General features: G+C 41.5%; 20 protein-coding genes. 9 read left to right on the top strand and 11 right to left on the bottom strand.

The annotated features are described in order from the left end of the window. Positions 1 to 202 precede the first annotated feature (202 nt). A complete protein-coding gene (locus ACT3QN_RS01695) occupies positions 203 to 1,000 on the top strand; it encodes a metallophosphoesterase (protein ID WP_444522306.1) in 798 nt (265 codons plus the stop codon). A gap of 158 nt (positions 1,001 to 1,158) precedes the next feature. Further along, entirely contained in the window at positions 1,159 to 1,995 is an 837-nt protein-coding gene (locus tag ACT3QN_RS01690) for a histidine phosphatase family protein (RefSeq protein ID WP_444522305.1), read from the top strand. A gap of 153 nt (positions 1,996 to 2,148) precedes the next feature. Here the strand turns inward: ACT3QN_RS01690 and rpsT are convergent, their stop codons facing one another. Then, on the bottom strand, positions 2,149 to 2,415 hold the full coding sequence (gene rpsT, locus ACT3QN_RS01685) for a 30S ribosomal protein S20 (protein ID WP_296134742.1): 267 nt from the start codon (positions 2,413 to 2,415) through the stop codon (positions 2,149 to 2,151). Between the two features lie 464 nt (positions 2,416 to 2,879). Here rpsT and ACT3QN_RS01680 point away from each other — a divergent pair, with 464 nt between their 5' ends. Beyond that, the gene (locus ACT3QN_RS01680; RefSeq protein WP_444522304.1) at positions 2,880 to 3,581 is read left to right on the top strand and encodes an NAD-dependent epimerase/dehydratase family protein; all 702 of its coding nucleotides are present in this window, start codon (positions 2,880 to 2,882) and stop codon (positions 3,579 to 3,581) included. Positions 3,582 to 3,754: 173 nt separating this feature from the next. Continuing rightward, the gene (rraA, locus tag ACT3QN_RS01675) at positions 3,755 to 4,291 is read left to right on the top strand and encodes a ribonuclease E activity regulator RraA (RefSeq protein WP_444522303.1); all 537 of its coding nucleotides are present in this window, start codon (positions 3,755 to 3,757) and stop codon (positions 4,289 to 4,291) included. 118 nt (positions 4,292 to 4,409) lie between these two features. Here rraA and ACT3QN_RS01670 read toward each other — a convergent pair whose 3' ends face one another. Beyond that, a complete protein-coding gene (locus tag ACT3QN_RS01670; RefSeq protein ID WP_444522302.1) occupies positions 4,410 to 6,044 on the bottom strand; it encodes a BCCT family transporter in 1,635 nt (544 codons plus the stop codon). 366 nt (positions 6,045 to 6,410) lie between these two features. Between ACT3QN_RS01670 and mfd the strand changes: the two genes are divergently transcribed. From mfd to ACT3QN_RS01655, 3 genes are all read left to right on the top strand, one after another. After that, entirely contained in the window at positions 6,411 to 10,058 is a 3,648-nt protein-coding gene (gene mfd, locus ACT3QN_RS01665) for a transcription-repair coupling factor (RefSeq protein WP_444522301.1), read from the top strand. Positions 10,059 to 10,209: 151 nt separating this feature from the next. Further along, positions 10,210 to 10,644, top strand: a complete 435-nt coding sequence (locus ACT3QN_RS01660; protein ID WP_444519488.1) for an HIT domain-containing protein — start codon at positions 10,210 to 10,212, stop codon at positions 10,642 to 10,644. A 306-nt stretch (positions 10,645 to 10,950) separates the two neighbouring features. Further along, the gene (locus ACT3QN_RS01655; protein WP_444522300.1) at positions 10,951 to 12,372 is read left to right on the top strand and encodes an adenylate/guanylate cyclase domain-containing protein; all 1,422 of its coding nucleotides are present in this window, start codon (positions 10,951 to 10,953) and stop codon (positions 12,370 to 12,372) included. A gap of 215 nt (positions 12,373 to 12,587) precedes the next feature. Here the strand turns inward: ACT3QN_RS01655 and fdx are convergent, their stop codons facing one another. From fdx to ACT3QN_RS01615, 8 genes are all read right to left on the bottom strand, one after another. Then, on the bottom strand, positions 12,588 to 12,926 hold the full coding sequence (gene fdx, locus ACT3QN_RS01650; protein WP_444519490.1) for an ISC system 2Fe-2S type ferredoxin: 339 nt from the start codon (positions 12,924 to 12,926) through the stop codon (positions 12,588 to 12,590). An 86-nt stretch (positions 12,927 to 13,012) separates the two neighbouring features. Beyond that, on the bottom strand, positions 13,013 to 14,893 hold the full coding sequence (gene hscA, locus ACT3QN_RS01645; protein WP_444522299.1) for a Fe-S protein assembly chaperone HscA: 1,881 nt from the start codon (positions 14,891 to 14,893) through the stop codon (positions 13,013 to 13,015). Positions 14,894 to 15,093: 200 nt separating this feature from the next. Next, positions 15,094 to 15,675 (bottom strand): Fe-S protein assembly co-chaperone HscB, encoded by a 582-nt coding sequence (hscB, locus tag ACT3QN_RS01640; protein WP_444522298.1) that lies wholly within the window; start codon positions 15,673 to 15,675, stop codon positions 15,094 to 15,096. Between the two features lie 174 nt (positions 15,676 to 15,849). Further along, entirely contained in the window at positions 15,850 to 16,170 is a 321-nt protein-coding gene (iscA, locus tag ACT3QN_RS01635) for an iron-sulfur cluster assembly protein IscA (RefSeq protein ID WP_021814983.1), read from the bottom strand. 227 nt (positions 16,171 to 16,397) lie between these two features. Beyond that, positions 16,398 to 16,808 (bottom strand): Fe-S cluster assembly scaffold IscU, encoded by a 411-nt coding sequence (gene iscU, locus ACT3QN_RS01630; protein WP_444522297.1) that lies wholly within the window; start codon positions 16,806 to 16,808, stop codon positions 16,398 to 16,400. A 154-nt stretch (positions 16,809 to 16,962) separates the two neighbouring features. Then, positions 16,963 to 18,189: an IscS subfamily cysteine desulfurase gene (locus tag ACT3QN_RS01625; protein ID WP_444522296.1), complete on the bottom strand. Its 1,227-nt coding sequence runs from the start codon at positions 18,187 to 18,189 to the stop codon at positions 16,963 to 16,965. Then, positions 18,186 to 18,695, bottom strand: coding sequence for an Rrf2 family transcriptional regulator (locus ACT3QN_RS01620; RefSeq protein ID WP_444519495.1), 510 nt, complete (start codon positions 18,693 to 18,695; stop codon positions 18,186 to 18,188). The genes ACT3QN_RS01625 and ACT3QN_RS01620 overlap by 4 nt, the downstream gene beginning before the upstream one ends. A gap of 395 nt (positions 18,696 to 19,090) precedes the next feature. Continuing rightward, on the bottom strand, positions 19,091 to 19,735 hold the full coding sequence (locus tag ACT3QN_RS01615) for a hypothetical protein (RefSeq protein WP_444522295.1): 645 nt from the start codon (positions 19,733 to 19,735) through the stop codon (positions 19,091 to 19,093). A gap of 525 nt (positions 19,736 to 20,260) precedes the next feature. Here ACT3QN_RS01615 and ACT3QN_RS01610 point away from each other — a divergent pair. Further along, complete coding sequence (locus ACT3QN_RS01610) at positions 20,261 to 20,533, top strand: HU family DNA-binding protein (protein WP_045445077.1); 273 nt, start codon at positions 20,261 to 20,263, stop codon at positions 20,531 to 20,533. A 351-nt stretch (positions 20,534 to 20,884) separates the two neighbouring features. Beyond that, positions 20,885 to 22,759 carry a SurA N-terminal domain-containing protein gene (locus ACT3QN_RS01605; RefSeq protein ID WP_444522294.1) on the top strand — a complete coding sequence of 625 codons (1,875 nt, stop codon included), beginning with the start codon at positions 20,885 to 20,887 and terminating at the stop codon, positions 22,757 to 22,759. Positions 22,760 to 22,934: 175 nt separating this feature from the next. On the opposite strand, the gene purH is transcribed toward ACT3QN_RS01605, so the two are convergent. Continuing rightward, positions 22,935 to 24,515: a bifunctional phosphoribosylaminoimidazolecarboxamide formyltransferase/IMP cyclohydrolase gene (gene purH, locus ACT3QN_RS01600; protein WP_444522293.1), complete on the bottom strand. Its 1,581-nt coding sequence runs from the start codon at positions 24,513 to 24,515 to the stop codon at positions 22,935 to 22,937. Positions 24,516 to 24,644: the final 129 nt, after the last annotated feature.

Genomic DNA, 24,644 nt, shown 5'->3' with positions numbered 1-24,644 from the left:
AAGACAGCCTAAATGGCTGTCTTTTTACTTTTTGATGGTATAGAAAAAACTGCTACACTACTTAAATTTATTCTTATAATCTTTATAAAATATAATAACTATATTAAAAACGCTCATTTAGATAAATAGCAGTACTACTATTATGAGCGTTTATCGCTAATTAATTTTTTAATAATAACACTACTAAATGATGTTGGATAATATGAAATTACAGATATTGAGTGACTTACATATTGATAGTTATGCACGTCAGTCGCACCCCGTTGGACATATTCCTAAAACTGATGCAGATTTAGTACTGGTAGCAGGGGATACTGCTAATAGCGACAAAGGTATGCCATGGTTACAAGAACAAGCAGCACGCTTAGAAGTTCCCCTGATTACTATCGCTGGTAATCATGAATACTTTGATGAAGACGTATTGAGCTTTGATCATAAACTGGCAACCTGGGATAACTATGATACTGCGTCCGAAAAGGGAGTTCGCGTATTACAATGTCAGCATATCGATATTGGTGATATACGCATCTTAGGCTGTACGCTTTGGACAGATTATCAGTATCATGCCAATGAAGACACAATGGCGGCTGCTCGTCATTTTATGCGTGACTATAAGCAAATCTATGCAGGCGCCGAACTGTTTTCGCCTGAAGTATCTATGCAGATTCATGCCAAGCATCGTCGGTGGCTACAGCAAGCGTTAATTGAATCTCATAAATTAGGTAAGAAAACAGTAGTTATGAGTCATCATAGCGTCAGTGCGTTATCGGTGTCTGAAAAGTATGCTGATTTACCAAGTAATGCTGCTTTCGTCAGTGATTTATCAGGATGGATGCATGAAGATTGGGCACCGGTGCTTTGGGTACATGGACATACTCATGAAGCATTTGATTATAAAGTCGGTAATACGCGAGTGATTGTCAATCCACGAGCCTATCCTAATGAGGTCAGTAGTACGGCACTAGAGTTTGCTTGGGACAAAGTGATTGATATCGGCTAGAACCGTATTAAGTATCTGATAAACCTTTACTTACGCTAGACATAGACTCTTTTGAATAAAGCGTTTTATTTGAAAAAATGAAGAGGGTATATCAGATATATTGCAACTAGGTTTGTCTGTTGTTCATTCCTGATAAGAAATCTGCTAGGCTTGTTGTCATGAGTAAATATTTGAATAACACCCTGTCAAAAATATCTGCTGACAAGCTTGCGAGTCACATACCAAGCGCGCCTGCACCTTCGCACCTGCCAGATAGTATGATTCCCTCTGTCAGCTTATTGCCTGAAAATAAGCGACTCATTCTATTTACGAGGCATTCTTTACGTGAGCGTTCTGATGGTAATGGTTTTGCCAGCTATCAGTTACCGTTGACGCCTAAAGGCCGCGTATTGGCCAAGTCATGGGGGCGGTGGTTGTCAGGTCATTTACCATATTCGCTCGACGTCGATAGTATCTCTAGTCCTATTGGGCGTTGCATCGATACCGCGCAGCTGATGCAAGAGGGAGCTGGTCTAAAGCGTGATATTACACACCAGTCGCTGTTGGTAGAGCCTGGTAGCCTCGTTACTGAGCCTGAAATAGCCAATCCAGTGTTCAAAGAGATTGGTGTCCTAAATTTCATTAATCGTTTTTTGCAAGGCAATCTCGAAGGGACCAAAAACACCTACCAAGGCGGTCTGGATATTCTGTCGCTTTTTTACCAGAATCAGCCGCAAGATGGCCATTTAATGCTCGCTGTGAGTCATGACACGCTGCTATCTGCGTTCTTAGCAGTTATGTTCGATGTGGTAGAGATTGATTGGAATGATTGGCCAAAGATGATGGAAGGTGTGTTTCTATGGTTTGATGACAAGCCCTTTGATCAAGCGAGTGCACATTTCATCTGGCGAGGTCAAGTATATACGCGGCCGATTAATTCATTATTAGAGGGTTATCGAGCAGCTGGCTATCACCCTAGCAAATTACTATTGCCACCAGAAGTACAATGGAAGTGATGTCTTATCTAAATATTGAAATGAGTTGATAGGAAGTTGTTCATTTAATATATTCGAGTAGGCATAAAAAAACCTTGCTCCAGTATTAGAACCAGTAGCAAGGTTTTAGTCATTACGCTATAAAAGCGCAATGCGGTCTAACCAACACAAATCTTAAGCTTGTAGGCCTTTGATTGTTTTGTTTAGGCGGCTCTTACGACGAGCAGCTTTATTCTTATGAATAATACCTTTGTCAGCCATACGATCAAGAACTGGTACCGCTTTTTTGTAAGCTTCGGTAGCCGCGTCATAATCTTTAGCTTCGATAGCCGCATCAACACGTTTTAAGTAAGTACGAACCATAGAGCGTTGTGACGCAGAGTTCTGACGACGTTTGGTGTTTTGACGGGCGCGTTTACGAGCTTGTGCAGTATTAGCCACGCGTATCTCCTTGATAAAGATAGATAAAAATATGAATGTTGATTGCAATAATGGGTTTAACAATCATCGGTGACGAGCAGCCGTCTCGTCAAATATGATGTCGATGTCTAATATTAAAGTAGCTAATATGAGTAGAGCATCGTAAGCGTCAGAGCTGTTTGGAATAATTAAACAGCGTTGACGTGTAAAGCCGATTATCTTAGCAAATTATTGAACTAAGGACAATATATTTGATGATTAATGCTCAAAGAAGTTACGTAATATCATCGAATTTGAGTCATTGTAGTAACTACATCAATAGTAAGTGCTGATAGACCTAGGTAGTTGATAAAATCTCTTACAATATATCCTATATAATAGCGTCAGTTATTGAGGAATTTAGGTATGATATTCTAACGACAGACCTTGATATAGGTATTTTCTCATCAATATAGTTCATCTAAAGTTATATAAGTGGATAGAGTATGCAGCGAAAAGCAATTGTGATTGGCGCAACAGGGTTAGTAGGGCAGCATTTGGTAAAGCAACTGAGTGAGCTTTATGACACATTGATTGTGCTTGCTCGTCGTCCGCCACGCTATATCAACGCCAGCATGCGTTTTTATCAAATCAACGATTTTGATAATTTATCTGAGGTGTTTGCAAGCGTTGGTGCCGATCGAACGACAGATGCTTTTAGTTGTCTAGGTACGACAAAAAAGCAGGCTGGTAGTGATGAGGCTTTTCGTAAAATAGATCGAGATTATAATGTAAATTTTGCCAAGTTATGTCGCGATAAGGGAGTGGAAAATTTCTTTTTACTCTCTTCAATGAATGCTGATATTGACAGTCGCTTTTTGTACAACCGAGTTAAGGCTGAGACAGAGCAAGCTATTATGGCGTTTGGTTTTGGACAATTGGTCGTCTTTCGCCCATCATTGTTGCTTGGTAAGCACAAAGGTCGTCCACTTGAGAGCATGGGCCAAAAAGCTTTCAAGATTATCTCGCCTTTGGTGTCAGAGTCGCTGTCGTTACATCCTATTTCTGCTAAACGTGTTGCTAGCGCTATGGCCATGAGTGCTCATGATATCTATCATCGTAGTAAATACCGTATTGAACCTCAAATTAAGCATACTGATATTATCGAAAATAAGCAGATGTTAGCGATGACCCGCGTTAAAAAATAAAGAGACCGTTTTTTTTGATGACAGAATCAGTTTTGAAATTAGGAAGCTATAGATATTAATTTTTGATCGTAATATAACGAAAATACTAGAGGAAAAAATAGCAGCTATTATCTAAGCATTGATAAGTATTGAAATACCAGTCAGTTGAGTCACTAAAACAAGGAGCAGAAGCAATGTCAGAATCAATACAAATGGATAGAGAAAATTTTGTCACTTGTGATTTATTGGATGCCCATCCTGAGTCGCAAGTATGCTTACCAAATATTGAAGGTAAGTCATTCCATCATTTTGGTGCGAAAAATAGATTCTGCGGTGAAATCGTGACGGTCAAGTGCTTCGAAGACAATAGCCGTGTTAAGTCACTGTTGAATAGCAATGGCAAAGACAAAAACGGTAATGGTAAAGTGTTGGTCGTTGATGGTGGTGGCTCTATGCGGTGTGCATTACTAGGCGATATGATTGCACAATCAGCTATCGATAATGGCTGGGCTGGAGTTATTGTGTATGGCTGTGTTCGCGATGTTGATGATATGGCAGAAATGAATCTTGGTGTGATGGCGCTTGGTTGTATACCGCGTAAATCAACCCGCCGTGATGAAGGTCAAACGGATATTGAAATCAGCTTTGGTGATTTGACGTTGAACTCAGGTATGTTTGTCTATGCAGACAACAATGGCATTATTGCAAGTAATGAACCTTTAACAGCGTAGACTATCATTAGTTTAAATTTAATATAACTACAAACAAATCTATATTACAAACGACTATAAAGCCAAAACCCAGTTCTATGACAGAACTGGGTTTTTGGGGTTAAAAATAAGCAATTCGTTAGTATTTTTCAAGCTCTGAGAGCATTTGCTCTCGCGCCTTATAAATCCTGCGTAAGCCAAGCCATAAGCTAATACACATCACGATCAGCACCGAAGTAAAAGGTAAGCCTGTACTCACTGCACCTGCTTGAATAGTTTTTAGAGCTTGCGCGCCGCCGCCATAAAGAAGCGCAATAGCAATAAGACCTTGAGCAACAGCCCAAAATACACGCTGGTATATGGAAGCTTCAAGCTTACCACCTGCTGTAATCGTATCAACTACCAAAGAGCCTGAGTCCGATGAAGTCACAAAAAATACCATCACTAGAATAATAGCAATTAAAGAGGTAATGGTTCCTAGAGGAAGATTTGCTAGCATCTGAAACAAGGTTAAGGAAGCATCACTAACCCCTCCTGCTAGCTCGCCAACTTGATTGTCATACTGACTCAACCCTGACTGTCCAAACACCGTCATCCAGACGATGGTCACAAGCGTAGGGGCTAACATTACTGAGGTAATAAATTCACGTACCGTACGGCCTTTTGAGATACGAGCAATAAACATACCTACAAATGGCGACCAGCTGATCCACCATGCCCAATAAAACACGGTCCAACCGTGAAAGAAGTCACCATCACTGCGGTCTACAGGGTTAGATAAGGGAATAATATAAGTGGCATAATCAACGACTGTGTTACCGATTTTGCTCAGTAGTCCGAGTGAGTTACCAACGAAAAATACAAACAGTAGCAAGGCTAAAGCGACTAACATATTCACGTTACTCAATAGCTTGACCCCGCCATCAAGACCACGTGCCACTGATATTGTGGCAAGAGCAGTGACAACAACTATAATGACAATCTCAAGCGAATTACCCGCAAAGTCCCAACCAAAAAGGTAATTAAGCCCGCTGGCTGCTTGTTGGGCACCCAAACCTAATGAAGTCGCTAAACCAAATATCGTCGCTAGCACGGCCAATATATCAATAATATGGCCAGGTAACCCCCACGTTTTTTCTTTAAAAATAGGATAGAATACGGAGCGCATGGTCAACGGGAAGCGGAAATTATAAGCAAATAGGGCCAATGATAAACCAACTACTGCATAGATACCCCAAGGGTGTAAACCCCAGTGATACATGGTTGCACCCATAGCTGCACGGTAAGCTTCAGGGCTGTCTGCTGCTACACCGAGTGGTGTACCTGCCCATCCGCTTGCATAAGCTAACGGCTCAGCCACACTCCAAAACATAAGGCCGATGCCCATACCAGCTGCGAATAGCATTGAGAGCCATGAGTGCCGATTGAAGTCAGGTTTGGCGTTTATACCGCCAATTCGGATGCTGCCATAGGGGGATACAATCAATATCAGGCTAAATACTACCATGATATTAGCTGTGCTGATAAACAGCCAGTCAAAACTATTGACTACCCAATCTTGAGTACCATTGAGCCAAGAGTTCGCTATATTAGGTAGTAATAATGCAAATAATACAAAGCCAATAACGGCAATAGCGGTAAAGAAAAATACAGGTCTGTGTAAATCTAAACCCAATATTTCAGTGTTATTTTCACCAGTTTTATGCTCAGTGGTATAGAGTCTGCGGCGAAACTTTTCGAGAAGATGCTTTGGGATCTGTTTTTGCTCGTTCATAGGTGACGAATCTCCTGATGAGTTAGCTGAGCTGGACACCGTCAAAGTATCGACTATTTATTGATAATCAATAGTTTTTGGCAGCTACAAGCTTTAGATTTTAGGTAATGTAAAAATGCTTTTACAGGGTTATAAAGAGTACAAGTTACTGAGCAGTTGACACTCATTTAGAAGTATTTATAGGAGATAATAGGTAAACGTTTATCTAGAAATAATCACATGCTAACCATAAAGAGTGAGCTTAAAACGGTAATGGTCAAAAGCGTGCCATACTAACAAACTGTTTGGTTTTGTCAAATCGTATTGGTAATTGTTCAAATATTCGTATAATAGCTTTCTAATTCCTTAATTCTGATCCTATCTGTTATGCCTATCACTGCTTTGACTGACGCGTTTGATCCTATTAACCAGCAGTTGTTTCCTATCCAAAATGCCGAGCGGCGTTGGCTAGCCCCTGTCCATGGTGCAGTCAGTAGTTTGTGGCTGGCAAGCTTGGTTCAATCGCCATTATGGAATGTTGCCGAGCGATTAAAAGTCGTGGTTACACGCGACCAAAACCAACTTAATCAGATAGAAACCGAGTTGGCGTTTTGTGGCGTCGATGCCTACGTGTTTCCTGATTGGGAGACGCTGACTTATGATGAGCTGTCACCACATCAAGACATCGTCAGTGAACGTATCAACCTATTGACGGATATGCCCAAAACGGGCGTGCTCCTTATATCGATACAAGCCCTTATGCACCGCGTTGCACCGCCAAGCTGGTTAATTGGTCAGCATTTTGATTTGAGTGTTGGCGATCGGTTTGATATCAATACCCAACGTGGGCTATTGGCAAAGGCAGGCTACCGTGCCGTTGAAAATGTCTTTGAACCAGGTGAGTTTGCAGTACGTGGCAGTATTATTGATATCTTTGCGATGGGTCAGCCGTTCCCTCTACGTTTAGACTTGTTCGATGATGAAATCGAAACTATTCGTTTTTTTCATCCTCAAACGCAGCGCACCTTGACTGCCGATGATCTGAAGGCGATGTTAACGGGCAACGATACCAGTATGGCGAAAGAATCGCTGTCATTACTGCATAAGATGCCAGATATCTCTAAACCTATCGAACAATTTCAAATCTTGCCTGCAAAAGAGTTTCCGCTTGACGAAGGGCGTGAAACCTTCCGCACGAACTTTGCTGCTATGTTCCCTAATGCCAGTAGCCGCAAATCTGAGCTCCATAAAGATGTGATGGCAGGAATTGCCAGTAGTGGGCTTGAATATTATCAGCCGCTATTTTTCAATTTAAAAGATTGGGAGGCTGAGAGTAGCTTATTCTCTTATTTACCAAGTGATGCATTGTTTATCACCGATGAATTAATTAATGAAAGACAAGCTGACTACTGGTCACAAATTCAGCGCCGCTACGAAGAGCGTCGGCATGACATTGACAAGCCTATTGTAGAGCCAACACTGCTGTATCTATTATCTAACGCGCTTAACGAACAGCTTAACCAGTATCCACGAGTAATATTAAGTGCTCGCGATGAGGTGGTTCAGAATAAGCAACAAGGATTGGTTACAATCAAGGCACAAGAGCCGCCGCAGTTAGCAGTCAATCATCAACAGTCTGAACCATTATCCGAATTGCTCGACTTTTTGGATACGCAATCGAAAACTTCAACACCCGTACTGATTGTTGCAGAGACCGCAGGCCGTCGCGAGATTCTCATTGAACTGTTTAAGAGCAAGATTGATATCAAGGCGTATGATAGCTTTGAGGCATTCTTAGCCGCAGATAAGGCTAGCGCTACCAATAACAGTCATCTACCGCATGTTGGTTTGACTGTGGCACCAATCGAACGTGGTGTCTATGTACCCGAACGCTTAGTATTGATTAGCGAAACACAGCTATTTGGTCGTCAAGTCTTGCAGACACGCCGTCGTCGCCAAAGCGGTGTATCAGAAGAGTTTTTGGTCAAGAGCGTCACTGAAATAACAGATGGCAGTCCAGTGGTACATATTGAGCATGGTATTGGTCGTTATAATGGCTTGATTACTTTGGATGTGGGCGACGGCGAGCAAGAGTTTATTCATCTAAAATATTCCGATGATGCTAGTATCTATGTACCAGTCGCCAATTTGCAAATGATTAGCCGCTATAGTGGCGGTGATCCAGCTTTAGCACCGCTTCATAAGATTGGTAGTGGCAAATGGGATAAAGCCAAGCAAAAGGCGTTAGAGCAAATTCATGACGTCGCTGCAGAACTGCTTAATATGCAAGCAAGGCGTGAGGCCAAAGTTGGTATTCATTTCAAAATAGATCCATCGCAGTATGAGCTATTTGCCAGTCAGTTTGCCTTTGAAGAAACCGCTGACCAAGCCAATGCCATTCATGCCGTGATAGAAGACATGAGACAAAACCAACCGATGGATCGTCTTATTTGCGGCGATGTTGGTTTTGGCAAAACAGAAGTAGCGATGCGCGCTGCCTTTATTGCTGTTAGTGCTGGTTATCAGGTTGCTGTATTAGTACCTACAACATTGCTTGCCGGTCAGCATGAAGACAACTTCCGCGACCGTTTTGCAGATTGGCCGGTTCGTATCGAGAGCTTGTCGCGCTTTGGTGGCAAAAAACATCAAGAAACAGTACTGGCTGATTTGGCTGCTGGTAAAGTAGACATTGTCATTGGTACTCATAAACTGCTACAACCAGATGTGAAATTTGCAAACCTTGGACTGATGATTGTCGATGAAGAACATCGTTTTGGCGTGCGCCATAAAGAGCGTATCAAGGCCATTCAGACAGATGTCGATAGCATGTCTATGACAGCGACGCCAATTCCTAGAACGCTCAATATGGCGCTCTCAGGCATGCGTGATATGTCGATTATCGCCACGCCACCTGCACGTCGCCTTGCTATCAAGACCTTTGTGATGCAAAAGACAGAAGCATTGATGAAAGAAGCCATATTGCGTGAGCTTCTTCGCGGTGGTCAAGTGTATCTTCTACACAATGATGTTGCTAGTATTGAGCGCATGGCAGAGACCATTCGTGACCTAGTGCCAGAAGCGCGAGTAGGAGTAGCCCATGGGCAAATGCAAGAGCGTCAGCTTGAGCAGATCATGCAGCAGTTTTATCATAAAAAATTCAACGTGTTGGTTTGCTCTACCATTATCGAGACGGGTATTGATGTGCCTAATGCCAATACGATCATTATTGAGCGCGCTGATAAGTTTGGTCTTGCGCAATTACATCAGCTGCGTGGTCGAGTAGGACGTAGTCATCACCAAGCATATTGTTATTTATTAGTGCCTTCTCTAAAAGGCCTTAAAGGTGATGCCAAGCGACGTTTACATGCGATTGAACGGGCCAATACTCTGGGTGCAGGGTTTATGCTGGCAAGTGAAGATTTGGAGATTCGCGGTGCAGGGGAGATATTGGGTAAGCAGCAAAGTGGTAATATGCAAGCGATTGGCTTCAGCTTATATATGGATATGCTTGAGCGTGCGACTAAGGCGATTAAAGCTGGTAAAGAGCCGGATCTAAATACACCGTTATTGCTGACCAGTGAAATCAACTTACATAGCTCCGCCCTCATCCCAGAAGAGTATCTACACGATGTGCATCAGCGTTTATTGTTCTATAAGCGTATTAGTAATACCGATGATAAAGAAGCCTTAACGGATATTCGTACGGAGATGATTGACCGCTTTGGGGCACTACCAGATCAAACCAAGCAGTTATTTGCCATTCATGGATTACGTTTACAAGCAGAACCGCTTAAAATCAATAAGATTGATGCCAATAGTAGTAGTATGACACTAGAGTTTGCGCCAGATACCCCAGTTGATGCATTAGCCATTATTAAATTGATCCAATCAAATGGTCAGCATTATCGTATGAATGGCGCAGCTGGTATTCGTTATCAGAATGCTGATAAACTGGCCACACCGCAGCAGCGCGTGACGGTCATACAAGAGCTGTTGCGCTATTTTAGTGAGCATATGGTGACAGAGTCTACTTAATACATAGCTCGATATAAAGCAGGCTAGGTAGTTGCTATAAGCCAATAAATCATGGCGCTATTTTATCAACCAGATAACTGATAAAATAGCCAAACTAAGTTTTTAACTTTCTGTATTCTTATTTGCATTAAACAACAAGAGAACCGTCATTATGTTCCAACTTCATCATAAACTTGCTGCTGATAGTTTTTTAGTGGGGGATTTTCCATTATCCACTTGTCGTTTAATCAATGACTGTCAATTTCCTTGGCTTATATTAGTGCCACGTGTATCAGGTATCAAAGAGCTGTATGAGCTATCTGAAGCTGATCAAACGCAGTTCTTACGAGAGTCGAGCTGGTTATCGAGTCAGTTAGCTAAGACTTTTCAGGCTGACAAAATGAATGTGGCCGCTCTTGGGAATCAAGTGCCACAGCTTCATTTTCATCATATTGTCCGTTATCAAAATGATATGCAATGGCCAAACCCAGTATGGGGCGTGCCAGCTGTTCCATATACGAAAGAAGTATTGGCGCAGATGCAGCAAACATTGATGATGGCGCTACGTGGTCATCATCAAATGCCGTTTGATTGGCAAATGGTATAATCAATCTATTCTACCTTTAATTAGAAATAGATTGAATGCTAATCGTATATATGAAAGAGAAGGCCAGATACTTAGAAGTATCTGGCCTTTTTTAATTAAATTTGAAAAAAATTATAAGGGAGAGGATAAACTGGACAAAAGGTCGCTTTTTAGTAACCAATGACCTATGTTTTAACTTATTTCGAAAGTATAATATATTATTAAATATATCTTATGGTAAATCATCATAAGGGCAAATAATACACATGTGCTAGTGTGCTTTATCCGTCTCTCTCGTATCGTTCGAATCATTTAAGTGAACTTCATATGCCTTTTTCAGAGACGTTCAAATCGTTGACGCCGTTAAAGGCAGGTCAAACTTGTCGATTCGATTATCCTGAAGTGTTTGTTCTAATATTCACTGTTATACTACTTGCACTGCATTTTGAGTTTCGCCCACCAGCCATGGCGCTTCTAGTCATTGTTACCCTACCAAGTTTGATGATTTTAATTTATAACTATCGACGCCAAACCAGTTTTTGGACATCTAGTATTGTTATCATTCTATTGTCGGTTGTCATTGGAACGTTACAGTTCTGTACTGTTATATCGCTCAGCTTAGTGTCTCTAATTGGCATCCGTATTATTTTTAGTCGCCCTGACAATCAACTGAGGTTAGTTGCAGTAGCTCTAGTGACTGCAATTATTTTCTATTATGTCAGTACTATCCTAAGTAGCAATGAGCTGGACTGTGCAAATGGTTGGTTACCACCTATGGTAATGTTAAGTAGTATGACCGTTATCCTTTGTCAGTTTCGACGCATGTACCAAGAATATACTGGTTATAAAGCCTCTGCATATAAAGCTAAAAGCCGTGTAAGAACAATGGTCTCAGTGATCAATAAACTGACTCGATTTGTACCACCACAAATTTGGGAACCTATTGTCAAATCAGATAGCCCAGTTAAGGTTTCTAATAAACGCGCAAAAATAACTATCATGTTCTCAGATATTGTCGGCTTTACCGAATTGTCTGATAGTCTAAGTTCTGATAATTTGGCAGATATTCTCAATACTTATATGCATTGCATGACGTCGGTCGCTGATAAACATGGTGCAGTACTTGATAAGTTCATTGGTGATGGTATGGTATGCTTTTTCGGTGAACCGAATAGTCGTGGTTCGCGTCAAGATGCATTAGATTGCGTGGCGATGGCAATTGATATGCGCCGCGAAATGCGTACTCTGCGCCAAAAATGGCGGTTAATGGGATTTGAAGGTTTATATATACGTATCGGAATCACAACTGGCTATTGTCACGTCGGTAATTTTGGTAGCAATAGTCGGCTTAGCTATACAATTATTGGTAAAGAAGCTAATTTAGCTTCTAGACTTGAGGCTTGTGCTGGTAAAGATCAGATATTGGTTAGCGAAAGCACTTACGACTATATATGCCACAACTATGAATGCGCACACGTTGCAGCGCTTTGCTTAAAAGGTCTGGATGAGAAGGTTAACGCGTGGCAAGTATTTGATCCTAGTACCGATACAGCAGGTCATCTGTCTAAATGGGTCGACCACACATTGCCTGGTTTCAATTTGCATTTGAATTTCAAAGATATGAAAGACAATGACTATCAAGATATTAGAGCTCGCTTAAATTTTGCGCTGGAGCGCATAGAGCAAGAAGAAAAAATAGTAACGAGTACAGCTGTAGAAAGTAAACGTGAAGACTTTAATCGCAAATAAGTATTTTACTCTATGCAGTCAAATTTTAAAGAATTTACGTAAACTTCAGTCAAAGTATCGAGTCTGAACTTTGTACTCAACCGATTTATACTTGTTTTGAATTAAACAAACTCTAGGTAAACATTTGAGGGTCGATATCTTAAAATCTTATATAAAAAAAGGCCAGCTATCACATAGCTGGCCTTTTTAGTCATAGCTGGAAATATTATCAATGTTTAATGGTTTTCTTTGGCATGATTAAGCGTATATTTAGGTACTTCGATGGTTAAATCTTTATCATCAAGCATAACCTGACAAGACAAACGTGAATCAGGTTCTAAGCCCCAAGCACGATCAAGTAAATCCGCTTCGACATCATCCATTTCATCTAAACTGTTGAAACCTTTACGTACTACGACATGACATGTGGTACAAGCTTTTGACATCTCACATGCATGCTCGATTTTAATACCTTTTTCTAATAGTGCTTTACATAAGTTTTCACCAGCCTGTAATTCAACTTCTGCGCCTTCAGGGCAAATTTCGTGGTGAGGTAGTACGGTAACTTTTGGCATAAATTATCTGTCCGATGCTAATCAATTTAAAAAATATTAGAAGTTAACTTAATATGTTAGCTAAGCTATATATATCGATATATTTGTTACCAGTCTTGGGCATTAGTACCTGCCATACTGGTCTTGACGCTTTGATTCATGATACGTGCAGCAAAGGCATCACTATGTGGCTTGAGCTGTGCCTGCTTTGCTTCAATAAGCGATAAATCATCAGTACTGAGAGATGCACGTAGCGACTGGATATGCTCTGCTAGTGATTGCTGCTCATCAGAAGAGAGCAACGCTGAAAATTCGTTTAGTGCCGACTTTAGTGCTAGTACTTCGCGTTCCGCTTCTACTTTCGTCTCGATCAAAGAGCGTGCATTTTTATCTTCTTCTGCGTGTTTGAACCCTGAAATAAGCAGCTGTTCTTTTTGCTCATCTGATAGCCCATAAGAAGGCACGATCTCGATTTTACTTTCTGTTTTAGTCGTGGTTTCTTGTGCACTAACAGTAAGCTGGCCGTTAGCGTCAATACTAAAGGTGACTTCGATACGAGCAAACCCAGCTTTCATTGGCGGGATGCCATACAGCTCAAAACGTCCAAGAGAGCGACAGTTTTCTACCGTTTCGCGCTCACCTTGCACCACGTGAATCACCATACCTGTTTGACCATCTTGATAAGTGGTAAACACTTGGCGTTTTTTCACAGGGATAGGCGTGTTGCGCGGAATCAGTACTTCGACCAAACCACCCATCGTCTCAAGACCTAGCGATAACGGTGTCACGTCTAATAATAGTAAATTGTTGTCACTATCACCATTAACCAATTGATGAGCAGTCTGGGCAGCACCTAGAGCAACAACCTCATCTGGATTCAGACGGCAAAGAGGCTGTTTAGCAAAAAATTCAGTCACGACTTGCTGTACTGCGGGCATACGAGTTGAACCGCCCACTAAGATAACTTCATCTAAATCGGTAGTAGATAGCTTGGCATCACGTAGGACTTGTTCACACACACTTAGCGTACGGCGACTAACAGGCTCTACGATAGCTAGTACATCTGTACAGCTCAATACACCTTGATAAGACTGTCCATTGACATCAACACTAATATCCACTTGTTCAGTATCAGTCAATGCTTGCTTATAGGCTTTGGCTTGCTGAGCTAGTATTGATTTGTCATGCAGGCTGACGTCTTTTGGATCGATGTTTAATTGTTTAATGATCCAATTGGTAATAAGACGATCAACATCATCGCCGCCCAGCGCGCTATTACCACCCGTTGCCAATACTTCAAAGACACCATCAGTAAGCTTTAAGATAGATACATCAAACGTACCACCGCCCAAGTCATAGATTAAGTAATAGCTCTCTTTTTTACTGTCTTCTGATGATTGGTCAAGCCCATAAGCAACTGCAGCAGCAGTTGGTTCATTTAACAAGCGAAGTACGTTGATCCCCGCTGCTTGGGCAGCATCTTTGGTTGCTTGGCGCTGTGCCTCATCAAAATAAGCTGGAACCGTAATCACGGCACCTTCAATGCTATCTGCAGGTAAGGCACTCGCTGCACGTTGTTCAAGAGCGGCTAAGATATGCGCTGATACTGCAACAGGAGAAACCTCGCCTTGTGCCGTAATAAAGGCGGGCATGTCATCTTTACTGCCAGACAACTCATAAGGATGAGAGAACTTAATATCAGCTTGGCTACGACCCATAAAACGCTTAGCCGAGACGATCGTATTTTTTGGATCATCCGCTAAATGCGTTAGGGCATCATAGCCAACTAATGGCGTGCCAGTAGCTGGATAATAGACAACAGACGGTAATAACGTATCTGTCGCTGCGCCTGCCTCTAAGACTTGTGCCTTACCTGAACGCACTACCGCGACCAACGAGCGTGTAGTACCAAGGTCGATGCCCAAGCCAAATTTATGTTGGTGAGGTTGAGCGCTTTGATTGGGTTCAGCAATTTGCATTAAAGACATAAGGATAACTCAGAGATAAAATGAATAAGTAAAATGGAGCATATGCATTGCGAGAGCTTAGCGTCTGTAATATCACTCCATAGAATAAAGGTTCTGACAGTCTGATGCGCTTAGACTTAAAGATTATACGGTATCATGGTCACTATTTTAATCAAATATATAGAATTTAACTTGATAGTGAGAGATATACCCACAGCTGTTTAGACGTACAGGTCATCGTCATCTGAGTGTGATGAATTTGCAACGTCATCAAGCCCCGTCGTCACATCAGCATTTAGCTTAACTAAAAATTTTAGTTTCTGTGTCGCATCAATCGCTGTTTGCCAATCTTGATTTTGATAAGCGTTATTAAAGCGTTCAGATTGATTTTCTAGACGATCTGTAATTTGAGGATGTAGTTGCTGCAAGGCCGAAAGGTCTTTGTCTTCGATAGCGTCATCTAAGTCCATACGCATCTGCATCGCATCTTCTAAGAAGTCCAAATCTGCGATTGAATGCTCTAGATTTTGTGCTTGATCCGCCATGTCTAACAAATAACCAGCACGGCTATCAGGAGCGCTTAGAGTTTGATACCCTTGATTGATTAGAGCTGATGCTTTTTCAGACTGTAGCTGTGCTTGAACCATGTCAGCATGGTTCTTAGCAACATTATCAGGGTGATAGCGTTTCTGTAGTAGGCGCAAACGTTGATCTAGGCTGTTTTGATTGATCTCAAATTGTACAGGCTGCTCAAATAGGGCAAAGAAGTTATCAAACTGTGGTTCTGAAGTGATGTCTGTCATAATCTAATGCCTTTCTTTTTTATTTGTTTTTAAAGTCATTGCCAAGCTAAGAATATCTGAGTCGCTTGATGAAGTAACTAAATTAACCATTCTTCATAGTTGTAGTAGAGGTAATACACTGTTCGTATGAAAAATTATTTGAACATAAACGATCAGCTTTCAATTATCAAACAATCAAACTGTAAAAGACTCACCGCAACCACATTCACCTTTTTGGTTAGGGTTGGTGAATTTGAAGCCTTCGTTTAGACCTTCTTTTTCGTAATCCATCAACAAGCCATCTAAATACACTAGGCTTTTGGGATCAATAAAGATGCTAACGCCGCGACTCTCATAACGCGTGTCATTTTCATCAGGGGTATCTACAAACTCTAAAACATAAGCCAAGCCTGAGCAACCCGCCGTACGGATACCAACTCGAATGCCTTCGCCTTTGCCGCGATTGTCCAAAAAGTCTCGAACATGCTGAGCGGCGCGTTCTGTCATTTCAATCATGCCAACTCCCATTGACTATTAATCATAAACATCAATAAAAAAATATAGATAAAATGGCAGTCATAATTATAAGATTGCCAAAACGATAGGCTTGCAACTATCAGAAAACAAAAGGTGACAATTACATAAGTGTCATTGTCACCTCTTTAGCGTCAGTAGCGATTATATATCGCTACTTTAGCGTTGCTAATACAACGTAGCACATATGCTAGTAGGCTTAGCTTAACTTAGATCGCAGCTTCTTCTGCTGGAGCTGCTGCGCCATGCTTACCTTTATAGTCGCTAATAGCGGCTTTAATGGCGTCTTCTGCAAGTACAGAGCAATGTACTTTTACTGGTGGTAAAGCCAGTTCTTGAGCAATATCATTGTTCTTGATTTCGCCAGCTTGATCCAAGCTCTTGCCTTTTAGCCACTCAGTAACAAGCGAGCTTGAAGCAATGGCTGAACCGCAGCCATAAGTCTTGAAACGCGCATCTTCGATAATACCTTTATCGTCGACTTGGATTTGTAGACGCATTACATCGCCACATGCTGGGGCGCCGACCATACCGGTACCAACGTTTTTGGCGCTTTTGTCAAGATTACCAACGTTGCGTGGGTTTTCGTAATGATCAATAACTTGGTCACTATAGGCCATGGGGTTTTCTCCTAGTTAGATGATGAGTAGTCGTTTATCAACTTTAAATGTTTAACTACTCATCGATAATTGGGGTCAAACGCTTAATTTAATTGTCTGATCAATTGTGTAATAAATATATGTTGCTAGCTATACTAAAAAGCTATATTAGAAATTAATGCTCAGCCCATTCAACTGAGTTTAAATCAACACCTTCTTGATACATATCCCAAAGTGGTGATAAAGCACGTAGTTTATCAACGGCTTCATGCATCTGTTTAATAACAGTATCAACGTCTTCGTCAGTGGTATAACGGCCAAAGCTAAAGCGGATTGAGCTATGTGCCAATTCGTCTGGGCGACCAATTGCACGTAGTACATATGATGGCTCAAGCGTCGCTGATGTACAGGCTGAACCTGATGATACCGCTAAGTCTTTAAGCGACATCATCAATGACTCGCCTTCAACAAAGTTAAAGCTGATATTTACAATGTTTGGCACGCTATTCTCAAGATCGCCGTTTAGATAAATCTCTTCGATGTCTTGCAGGCCATCCCAAAGTCTTTGACGTAGTTTGGCTGCATGTGCATGGTCTTCTTCATAACGCTCATTAGCTAAAGCAAATGCTGCTCCTAGACCAACGATCTGATGCGTTGGCAAAGTACCTGAACGCATACCGCGCTCATGACCACCGCCATGTTGCTCAGCTTTTAAACGAATACGTGGCTTACGACGAACAAATAATGCGCCAATACCTTTAGGACCGTATGCTTTATGGCCTGAGAAACTCATCAAATCAATTTTCATTTCTTCAAGATTGATTTTTACTTTACCAACAGCCTGCGCGCCATCAACATGGAAAACCACGCCAGCTTCGCGGGTAATTTCGCCAATCGCTGCAACATCTGTAATAGTACCAAGCTCATTGTTGACCATCATAAGTGATACTAAAATTGTATCATCACGCAGTGCTTCTTTTACTTGCTCTGGCAAGATAAGACCTGTGCTTGGCTGTGGCTCAAGATACGTAATTTCAAAACCTTCTTGCTCAAGCTCGCGGCAGGTATCTAATACAGCCTTGTGCTCAATTTTACTGGTAATGATATGCTTACCACGAGACTGATAAAAATGTGCTGCACCTTTGATAGCTAGGTTGTCAGACTCAGTTGCACCAGAAGTAAAGACGATTTCGCGTGGATCAGCGTTAATGACTTCAGCAACTTGACCGCGAGCAGTTTCTACTGCTTCTTCTGCTTGCCAGCCGTAACCATGTGAGCGTGAAGCTGGGTTACCAAAGACACCATCTACAGTCAAATACTCGCTCATCTTAGTAGCTACTGACTTAGCAACTGGGGTAGTGGCGGCATAATCTAAGTATATAAGGTTGTTATGTTGGCTCATGCTGGGTTTGCCTCGCTGTTCGATAGAGTAATAGTATTAATGTCTTTTATGGAAATATCTTGTGTAGAGGTGTGCTGACGATCTGATACTGACTGCACGTTTTCCATATCTAATAATTGCGCTAATGTTATATTTTTCAAGTACTGTTCGATATGATTTGATAGTGCACACCACAGATCGTGAGTTAGGCACATTGTACCACCTTGACAATCACCGCGCCCTTCACACTGCATCGCGTTTACCGACTCATCAACCGCAGATATGATGCTCATTACATCTATCTCATTCAATGGTTTAGCCAGATGATAACCACCTGCAGCACCGCGAATACTCGTGACAAGACCGCGTTTACGAAGTTTAGAAAATAACTGTTCGAGATATGAGATAGAAATCGATTGCCGCTTGGCGATATCGGATAGCGATACAGCACTGTCTTGTTGGCTAGTCTGCAATGCCAAATCTAATAATGCGGTAACAGCGTATCTGCCCCGAGTAGTCAAACGCATGTGTTATCTCCAAACTTGATGTCATTTATGTTAAACAACGATCTTAGCCAAGAGTTTTAATGGGCACTCATAAAATAAAAAGAGTAATCAATAATACATCAGCTAAGTTTTGTTTTATCGCTATTGAACAACAGATGATTAACCCGATGTGTGCAACGATTAAGATAATTATACTTAATCCCGAGTAATTTAGTCAAGATTAAAGTGTGGTTCAATGGTTAATCAAGCTTATTGCTGTAATTGATAAAAACAATGATGTTTAGAAAAAGTATATGAGGGAAGCATGGGCAGCTTAATTTCTATGCTACAGACAGATTTAACAAAGTAAAAAATAAGCGTTCAATATCTATAGAAGACATTGAACGCTTATTTGTAGGTAATACAATGAGCCAAAACTAATTCATCAATAAGGCGATGACTGAACCGATCATAACTACGAGTGTAATAACAGTGATAATCATCAACGTTTTCTGCTTGCTCTGAAGCTCTTTTACAGTTGTTTCAAGTTCACGATTCTTGATGGTCAGAGTATTAATCTGCGTCTGCTGCTCTTTGATACGAAGTTTATAGTTGTTCTTTTTTTCTTCCAGATCAGCTTCTGTAGGTTTGGTTTTAGTTTTGTCACCTTTTATTTTTTTGATTAGACCTTGAATCAGGCTGGCAAGCCCAAGTTGCATAATAAACTGTTTAACCAATTGTACTTGAATCGATTCGCCGCGCATCTGTAACTTTTCAGTCGTTTCGCTGTCATGAGTAGTGATAGCGTTAATAACTTGTATGCTATAGGCATTAATAACCACGTCAGGCTCACTACGGCCAATTGGCAGTTGAGCATCCAGTAGTACGCCCTTGGTATTAAAAGTGGCGAACACTTCTACATGTGGTAAATACAAGCGAAGCGCCACCACAGTACCTTGCTTGGCAAGTGGATAAGCGGCTTTGCGCAATTCAGGATCCAAACGTAACAGCAATGTCAGCGCCGACTCGATAAATACTAAAATGATATTAAGAAAAGAGTGAGACAACGTAGAACGCTTCATGTAAATAATCCGTTTTTTATTTAGCAAATTTTATATTTTTAGCAAACAGAAGTCTGTATTCGCCTAGGATTTGCAGTGATATTTCGCTTATAGTAACGTCTTTATAATAAAAAGTAACGCTAGTTTCTGTAGTGGCTAAACTATTACATTACAATTTAGCAGTCAATAAAGACACTCTTATTTATGACTAGTAGTATACAAACATAATGAATAACAATGTATGGACGCCCACCATCAAACGCTCAATGACATAGACGATAGTAAACCCCATCGCCTCAGTGATGTAAATTAGCTTATATGAGAAATTCTTAACGCTTTGCGTAACATTAGGTGTCAAATACGTAGTATAGAGCACAAAAATATGTAAAATCGCTTGCGCTCCTTATGCTGCCTTGATATAAAGACGATAACAAAGAAGAACCTGCTAATGCGCCAGTTAGGTAGTTTTTATTGCGTAAGCACCATGAGAGCGTTACAATACTTGGCGTGAGCATTTATTACCCCCTTAAACTTGAAGGAAATTTTATGAATAAGTCAGAATTAATTGATAGCATCGCAGACAAAAGTGGTCTAAATAAAACCCAAGCTGGTGATGCATTAAACGCTGTTATGGAAAGTGTTGGCGAAGCGCTAGAAGCTGGTGATAGCATCTCATTAGTTGGCTTTGGTACTTTCAGTGTAAAAGATCGCAAAGCACGCACTGGTCGTAACCCTAAGACTGGCGAAGAACTAAGCATTCCAGCAAGCAAAGTACCAAGCTTCAAAGCTGGTAAAAACTTAAAAGAGCGCTTAAACTAAGCCGCTTTTTTTAGCGTAGAATGATAGTCGGTGGACTATAGCTGAGTTAAGCAGATAGCCATCGAAGAGAGCACCTAATATTTAGGTGCTTTTTTTATCGCTATAGTTTTTATTGTGCGTCGTGAATATTTTGAGTATAGATGAAAAATCACGTATCATAGGGCGCGCGATAGGTATGTCATTTAAGTCGGATTTTTTTAATAAATTTTGTTTTTCATTATAAAATGCATACGCTCTTACTCTTACCATTGCCAGCTTAGATAGCACTGATATTGGCAGGTTGCACTTAACAGCTCCTAGCAGTATTACAATGGTTTTTCATCAATATAGGTTAATAAAGCAGAGATAACTATGGATAAATTGCGCGATTTCTTAAAAAGCTGGCCAGGTCGCATTTTATTGATTTTATGCCTATCGCCGCTCGCTCTCTTGGGTGTCGAAAGCTATTTTGGCAGTCACGTCGATCCTAACCAGATTGCGCAGGTAGGTGACTCAAGCGTAGGACTGTCCGAGTATCAAACTGCTGTCAATAGCCGTCGTTCTGAAGTGTTAGAGCAGGTCGAAGATGCTAGCTTATTGAATGAAGATGTGCTTCATGAGCAAGTATTAAAGGGTCTCATCGATCGTACGTTGTTGGAGCAGCAAGCAGGCAAGCTTGGCATGACAGTTTCTGATGACACGATCAACCGTTTGTTGCGCCAAGAGGAAATATTCCAAGACGCAGACGGTAACTTCTCAAACGATCAGTTTTCGAACTTCTTGCGTCAGCGCGGCATGACCAAAAACCAATTGTTTGCTGAATTTCGTAACCAGTTAAGCTTGGATCAATTGAACGCCAGTATCGTCGGTACGGCCGTCTATCCTATGCAAGCAGTTAGTCAGTTGATTGATTTACAGCTTGAGTCACGCAACGTTTGGGTGCATCGCTTTAATTGGCAGGATTATGCTGACAAGGTTAAGCTCAGCAAAGCAGACATTCAATCTTATTACGATGCCAACAAAGACACACTAAAAAGTGCGGCAATGGTTGATTTGGCTTATTTACAACTGAGCCCTCAAACCATTCAAGTAACTGACGTTACAACAGAAGAGTTGCAGCAGCAATATGAAGCTTATAAGCAAGAACAAGCCATCGTTGATGAGCGCCAAATTAGTCAAATCTTATTAACAGGTGATAATGCTAAAGCAAGAGCAGAAAATGTTAAAGCTCGCCTAGATAAAGGAGAGTCTTTTACAGCTGTAGCTAAAGCAGAGTCAGATGATCCATCAGGTGAGACAGGTGGTGGCATCGGTCGCTTCAATCCATCAGTTTTTGGCAGTGATGCAGATACGGTACAAGCCGCACTAGAAGGGTTGAGTGTTGGTGATGTAACCGCGCCTATCAAGACCAGCTTTGGCTATCAGATATTTACTGTAACAGAAGACAATGGCAACAAAGCACCAACGCTAGATAGTATGCGTGATGAACTGACAGCAAAAGCAACAGATTATAAGCGTCAAGAAATGTATGCTGATAAAGTGACGGCCATTAATGACATGGCGGCAGATGGTTTTAGTATTGAAGACATTGCTCAACAAGAGAATGTGACATTGAAACGTTTGAAAGATTATCGCAAAGAGAATAATCAATCGGCACTGTCACAACCAGCAGTGATCAAGCAAGCCTTTGATGAGTTCACCATTCAGGATCAAGCAGTGACTGCTGGTATCGAAGTGGGTAATGGAACTGTATGGGTGCAACCAAGTAACTATCGTCCTACTAAGACGCTTACTTTAGAAAATGCAACACCAAGAATCACCCAAATACTACGCCAGCAGAAAGCGACGGCATTAGCACTAAACGACGCCAAAGCAATAGCCGCTGGTATCAAAACGCCAGCTGATATTAGTAAGCAGTCGGTAAGCTTCCAAGCACTGGGTGAGATCAACCGTCAAACTACACAGCTAACAGACAAAGAGCGTGGATTGGCATTTAGCCAGCAAGCTGCTGCTGATAGTGTCGTCGCAATTGCTAGTGAAACTGAGACGGGTGCAACGCTATTGGTTGGAAATCGTATTAAGACCGAGCAGCAATCGTCGTTGTCTGATGCACAAAGAGCACAAACGGCCAGTATCATTCGTGACAACTTAGGTCAAGATCAGTTGCAAGATTATTTGGACTATCTACGTTTGGTGTATACGGTTGAGATTAATGAAAGCAACATGGCAAATGCACAAGGTCGATAAGTATTTGCTAGATTATTCTTAGATGTGAAAAAAGCCACTGTATCAATTGATACAGTGGCTTTTTTTTGTGGGGATTTTTTAACGATAATTATTACGAAATCCATATAAACTGAAAATTAGTAGCAGTACTTATATTTATTACTGCTACTAATACCAGCCTTAAATTAATGATTATTTAGTGGCGGAAATGACGCATGCCAGTGAATACCATTGCGATACCATGCTCATTAGCAGCAGCAATAGTTTCGTCATCACGCATAGAGCCACCTGGCTGAATGATAGCAGAGATGCCTACTTCAGCAGCGTTATCAATGCCATCACGGAAAGGGAAGAACGCATCTGATGCCATAACAGCGCCTTCAGTCGCTAATCCAGCATGTTCTGCCTTAATAGCCGCAATACGTGCTGAGTTAACGCGGCTCATTTGGCCTGCACCAACACCGATAGTGCGTTGGCCTTTTGCATAGACAATGGCATTAGATTTGACATATTTTGCTACGTTCCAGCTAAATAGCAGGTCGGCAATTTGTGCTTCAGTAGGTTGTACGTCAGTGACGATCTTTAGGTCATTGGCAGTGATTAAGCCAAGATCTTGCTCTTGTACCAGCAGGCCACCGTTGACACGCTTATAGTCAAGCTGGTTATCACGCTGATCTGGGGCTGGTAGCTCACCGCAGACCAATACGCGTACATTTTTCTTAGTAGCTGTCGCTTCAAGCACACCGTCTTCGATACTAGGCGCAATGATTACTTCTACGAACTGGTTATCAATAATGGCTTTTGCAGCAGCAAGCGTCAATGGACGGTTGAATGCGATGATACCACCAAAAGATGATTCAGGATCGGTGCTAAAAGCAGTGTTATAAGCAGCCACTTGATCATTGTCAACTGCGACGCCGCAAGGGTTGGCATGCTTAACGATTACGCAAGCAGGGGTACTGAACGCTTTAACACATTCAAGCGCGGCATCGGTATCAGCAATATTGTTATAAGACAGGGCTTTGCCTTGCAATTGTTTAGCTGTCGCGATTGAAGCTTGTTTGCTTTTCAAAGGCTGGTTTTCAGTATAGAAAGCCGCGTTCTGATGCGGGTTTTCACCGTAACGTAGGTCTTGTGCTTTTTCAAGCTGTACATTGAATGTACGTGGGAAGTTTTCTGGTTCTTGAGTTTCGTTGACACGGCTACCTAAGAAATTTGCAATCATACCATCGTACTGTGCAGTATGCTCAAAAGCCTTTACTGCCAAGTCATAACGCAAAGCAGTTGTCAGTTCAGTACCACCATCTAAGGCGCTAAGTACACGATCATAATCAGCTGGATCAGTTACGATACCTACATGTGCGTGGTTTTTCGCTGCTGAACGAACCATGGTAGGACCACCAATATCGATGTTTTCGATAGCGTCGTTCATAGTCACATCAGCACGCGCGATAGTTTCAGCAAACGGATATAAGTTCACGACGACCAAGTCGATACGTTCGATCGCATGATCACTCATTACTGCATCATCTGTACCGCGGCGTCCTAAAATACCACCGTGGATCTTAGGATGCAGCGTTTTAACACGGCCATCCATCATTTCAGGAAAGCCTGTGTAATCTGATACTTCAGTCACGTCGACGTTGTTTTCTGTGAGCAAGCGATAAGTACCGCCAGTAGATAATAAACCAAAACCTGCTTTGAGAAGGCCTTGAGCAAACTCGACGATATTAGACTTATCGGAAACCGATAGTAGGGCAAGTGGGGTTGTACTCATAAGAAATTTTCCATAAAAAAAGCCTGACGTAAACGTCTGGCAAGGTGATGACAACAACTGTATGCCGTATCATGATAGATAAAGCGACGAACATTTGATTGCCATGTATAATGACAGTCAATGATGGGT

It is taken from the genome of Psychrobacter sp. AOP7-C1-14 (assembly GCF_052376135.1).
GTDB lineage: Bacteria > Pseudomonadota > Gammaproteobacteria > Pseudomonadales > Moraxellaceae > Psychrobacter.
Note: the sequence above shows the minus strand (reverse complement) of the source record. Positions and strands in the feature narration are given on the sequence as shown.

Excerpts from the sequence above, each read along its gene's own strand:
- iscU (WP_444522297.1), bottom strand. The coding sequence starts at position 16,808 with ATGGCCTATAGTGACCAAGTTATTGATCATTACGAAAACCCACGCAAC.
- ACT3QN_RS01670 (WP_444522302.1), bottom strand. The coding sequence starts at position 6,044 with ATGAACGAGCAAAAACAGATCCCAAAGCATCTTCTCGAAAAGTTTCGC.
- ACT3QN_RS01680 (WP_444522304.1), top strand. The coding sequence starts at position 2,880 with ATGCAGCGAAAAGCAATTGTGATTGGCGCAACAGGGTTAGTAGGGCAG.
- ACT3QN_RS01615 (WP_444522295.1), bottom strand. The coding sequence starts at position 19,735 with ATGAAGCGTTCTACGTTGTCTCACTCTTTTCTTAATATCATTTTAGTA.
- iscA (WP_021814983.1), bottom strand. The coding sequence starts at position 16,170 with ATGATTGAAATGACAGAACGCGCCGCTCAGCATGTTCGAGACTTTTTG.
- hscA (WP_444522299.1), bottom strand. The coding sequence starts at position 14,893 with ATGTCTTTAATGCAAATTGCTGAACCCAATCAAAGCGCTCAACCTCAC.
- ACT3QN_RS01605 (WP_444522294.1), top strand. The coding sequence starts at position 20,885 with ATGGATAAATTGCGCGATTTCTTAAAAAGCTGGCCAGGTCGCATTTTA.
- ACT3QN_RS01660 (WP_444519488.1), top strand. The coding sequence starts at position 10,210 with ATGTTCCAACTTCATCATAAACTTGCTGCTGATAGTTTTTTAGTGGGG.
- mfd (WP_444522301.1), top strand. The coding sequence starts at position 6,411 with ATGCCTATCACTGCTTTGACTGACGCGTTTGATCCTATTAACCAGCAG.
- fdx (WP_444519490.1), bottom strand. The coding sequence starts at position 12,926 with ATGCCAAAAGTTACCGTACTACCTCACCACGAAATTTGCCCTGAAGGC.
- purH (WP_444522293.1), bottom strand. The coding sequence starts at position 24,515 with ATGAGTACAACCCCACTTGCCCTACTATCGGTTTCCGATAAGTCTAAT.
- ACT3QN_RS01695 (WP_444522306.1), top strand. The coding sequence starts at position 203 with ATGAAATTACAGATATTGAGTGACTTACATATTGATAGTTATGCACGT.
- ACT3QN_RS01655 (WP_444522300.1), top strand. The coding sequence starts at position 10,951 with ATGCCTTTTTCAGAGACGTTCAAATCGTTGACGCCGTTAAAGGCAGGT.
- ACT3QN_RS01690 (WP_444522305.1), top strand. The coding sequence starts at position 1,159 with ATGAGTAAATATTTGAATAACACCCTGTCAAAAATATCTGCTGACAAG.
- ACT3QN_RS01610 (WP_045445077.1), top strand. The coding sequence starts at position 20,261 with ATGAATAAGTCAGAATTAATTGATAGCATCGCAGACAAAAGTGGTCTA.
- ACT3QN_RS01625 (WP_444522296.1), bottom strand. The coding sequence starts at position 18,189 with ATGAGCCAACATAACAACCTTATATACTTAGATTATGCCGCCACTACC.
- rraA (WP_444522303.1), top strand. The coding sequence starts at position 3,755 with ATGTCAGAATCAATACAAATGGATAGAGAAAATTTTGTCACTTGTGAT.
- hscB (WP_444522298.1), bottom strand. The coding sequence starts at position 15,675 with ATGACAGACATCACTTCAGAACCACAGTTTGATAACTTCTTTGCCCTA.
- ACT3QN_RS01620 (WP_444519495.1), bottom strand. The coding sequence starts at position 18,695 with ATGCGTTTGACTACTCGGGGCAGATACGCTGTTACCGCATTATTAGAT.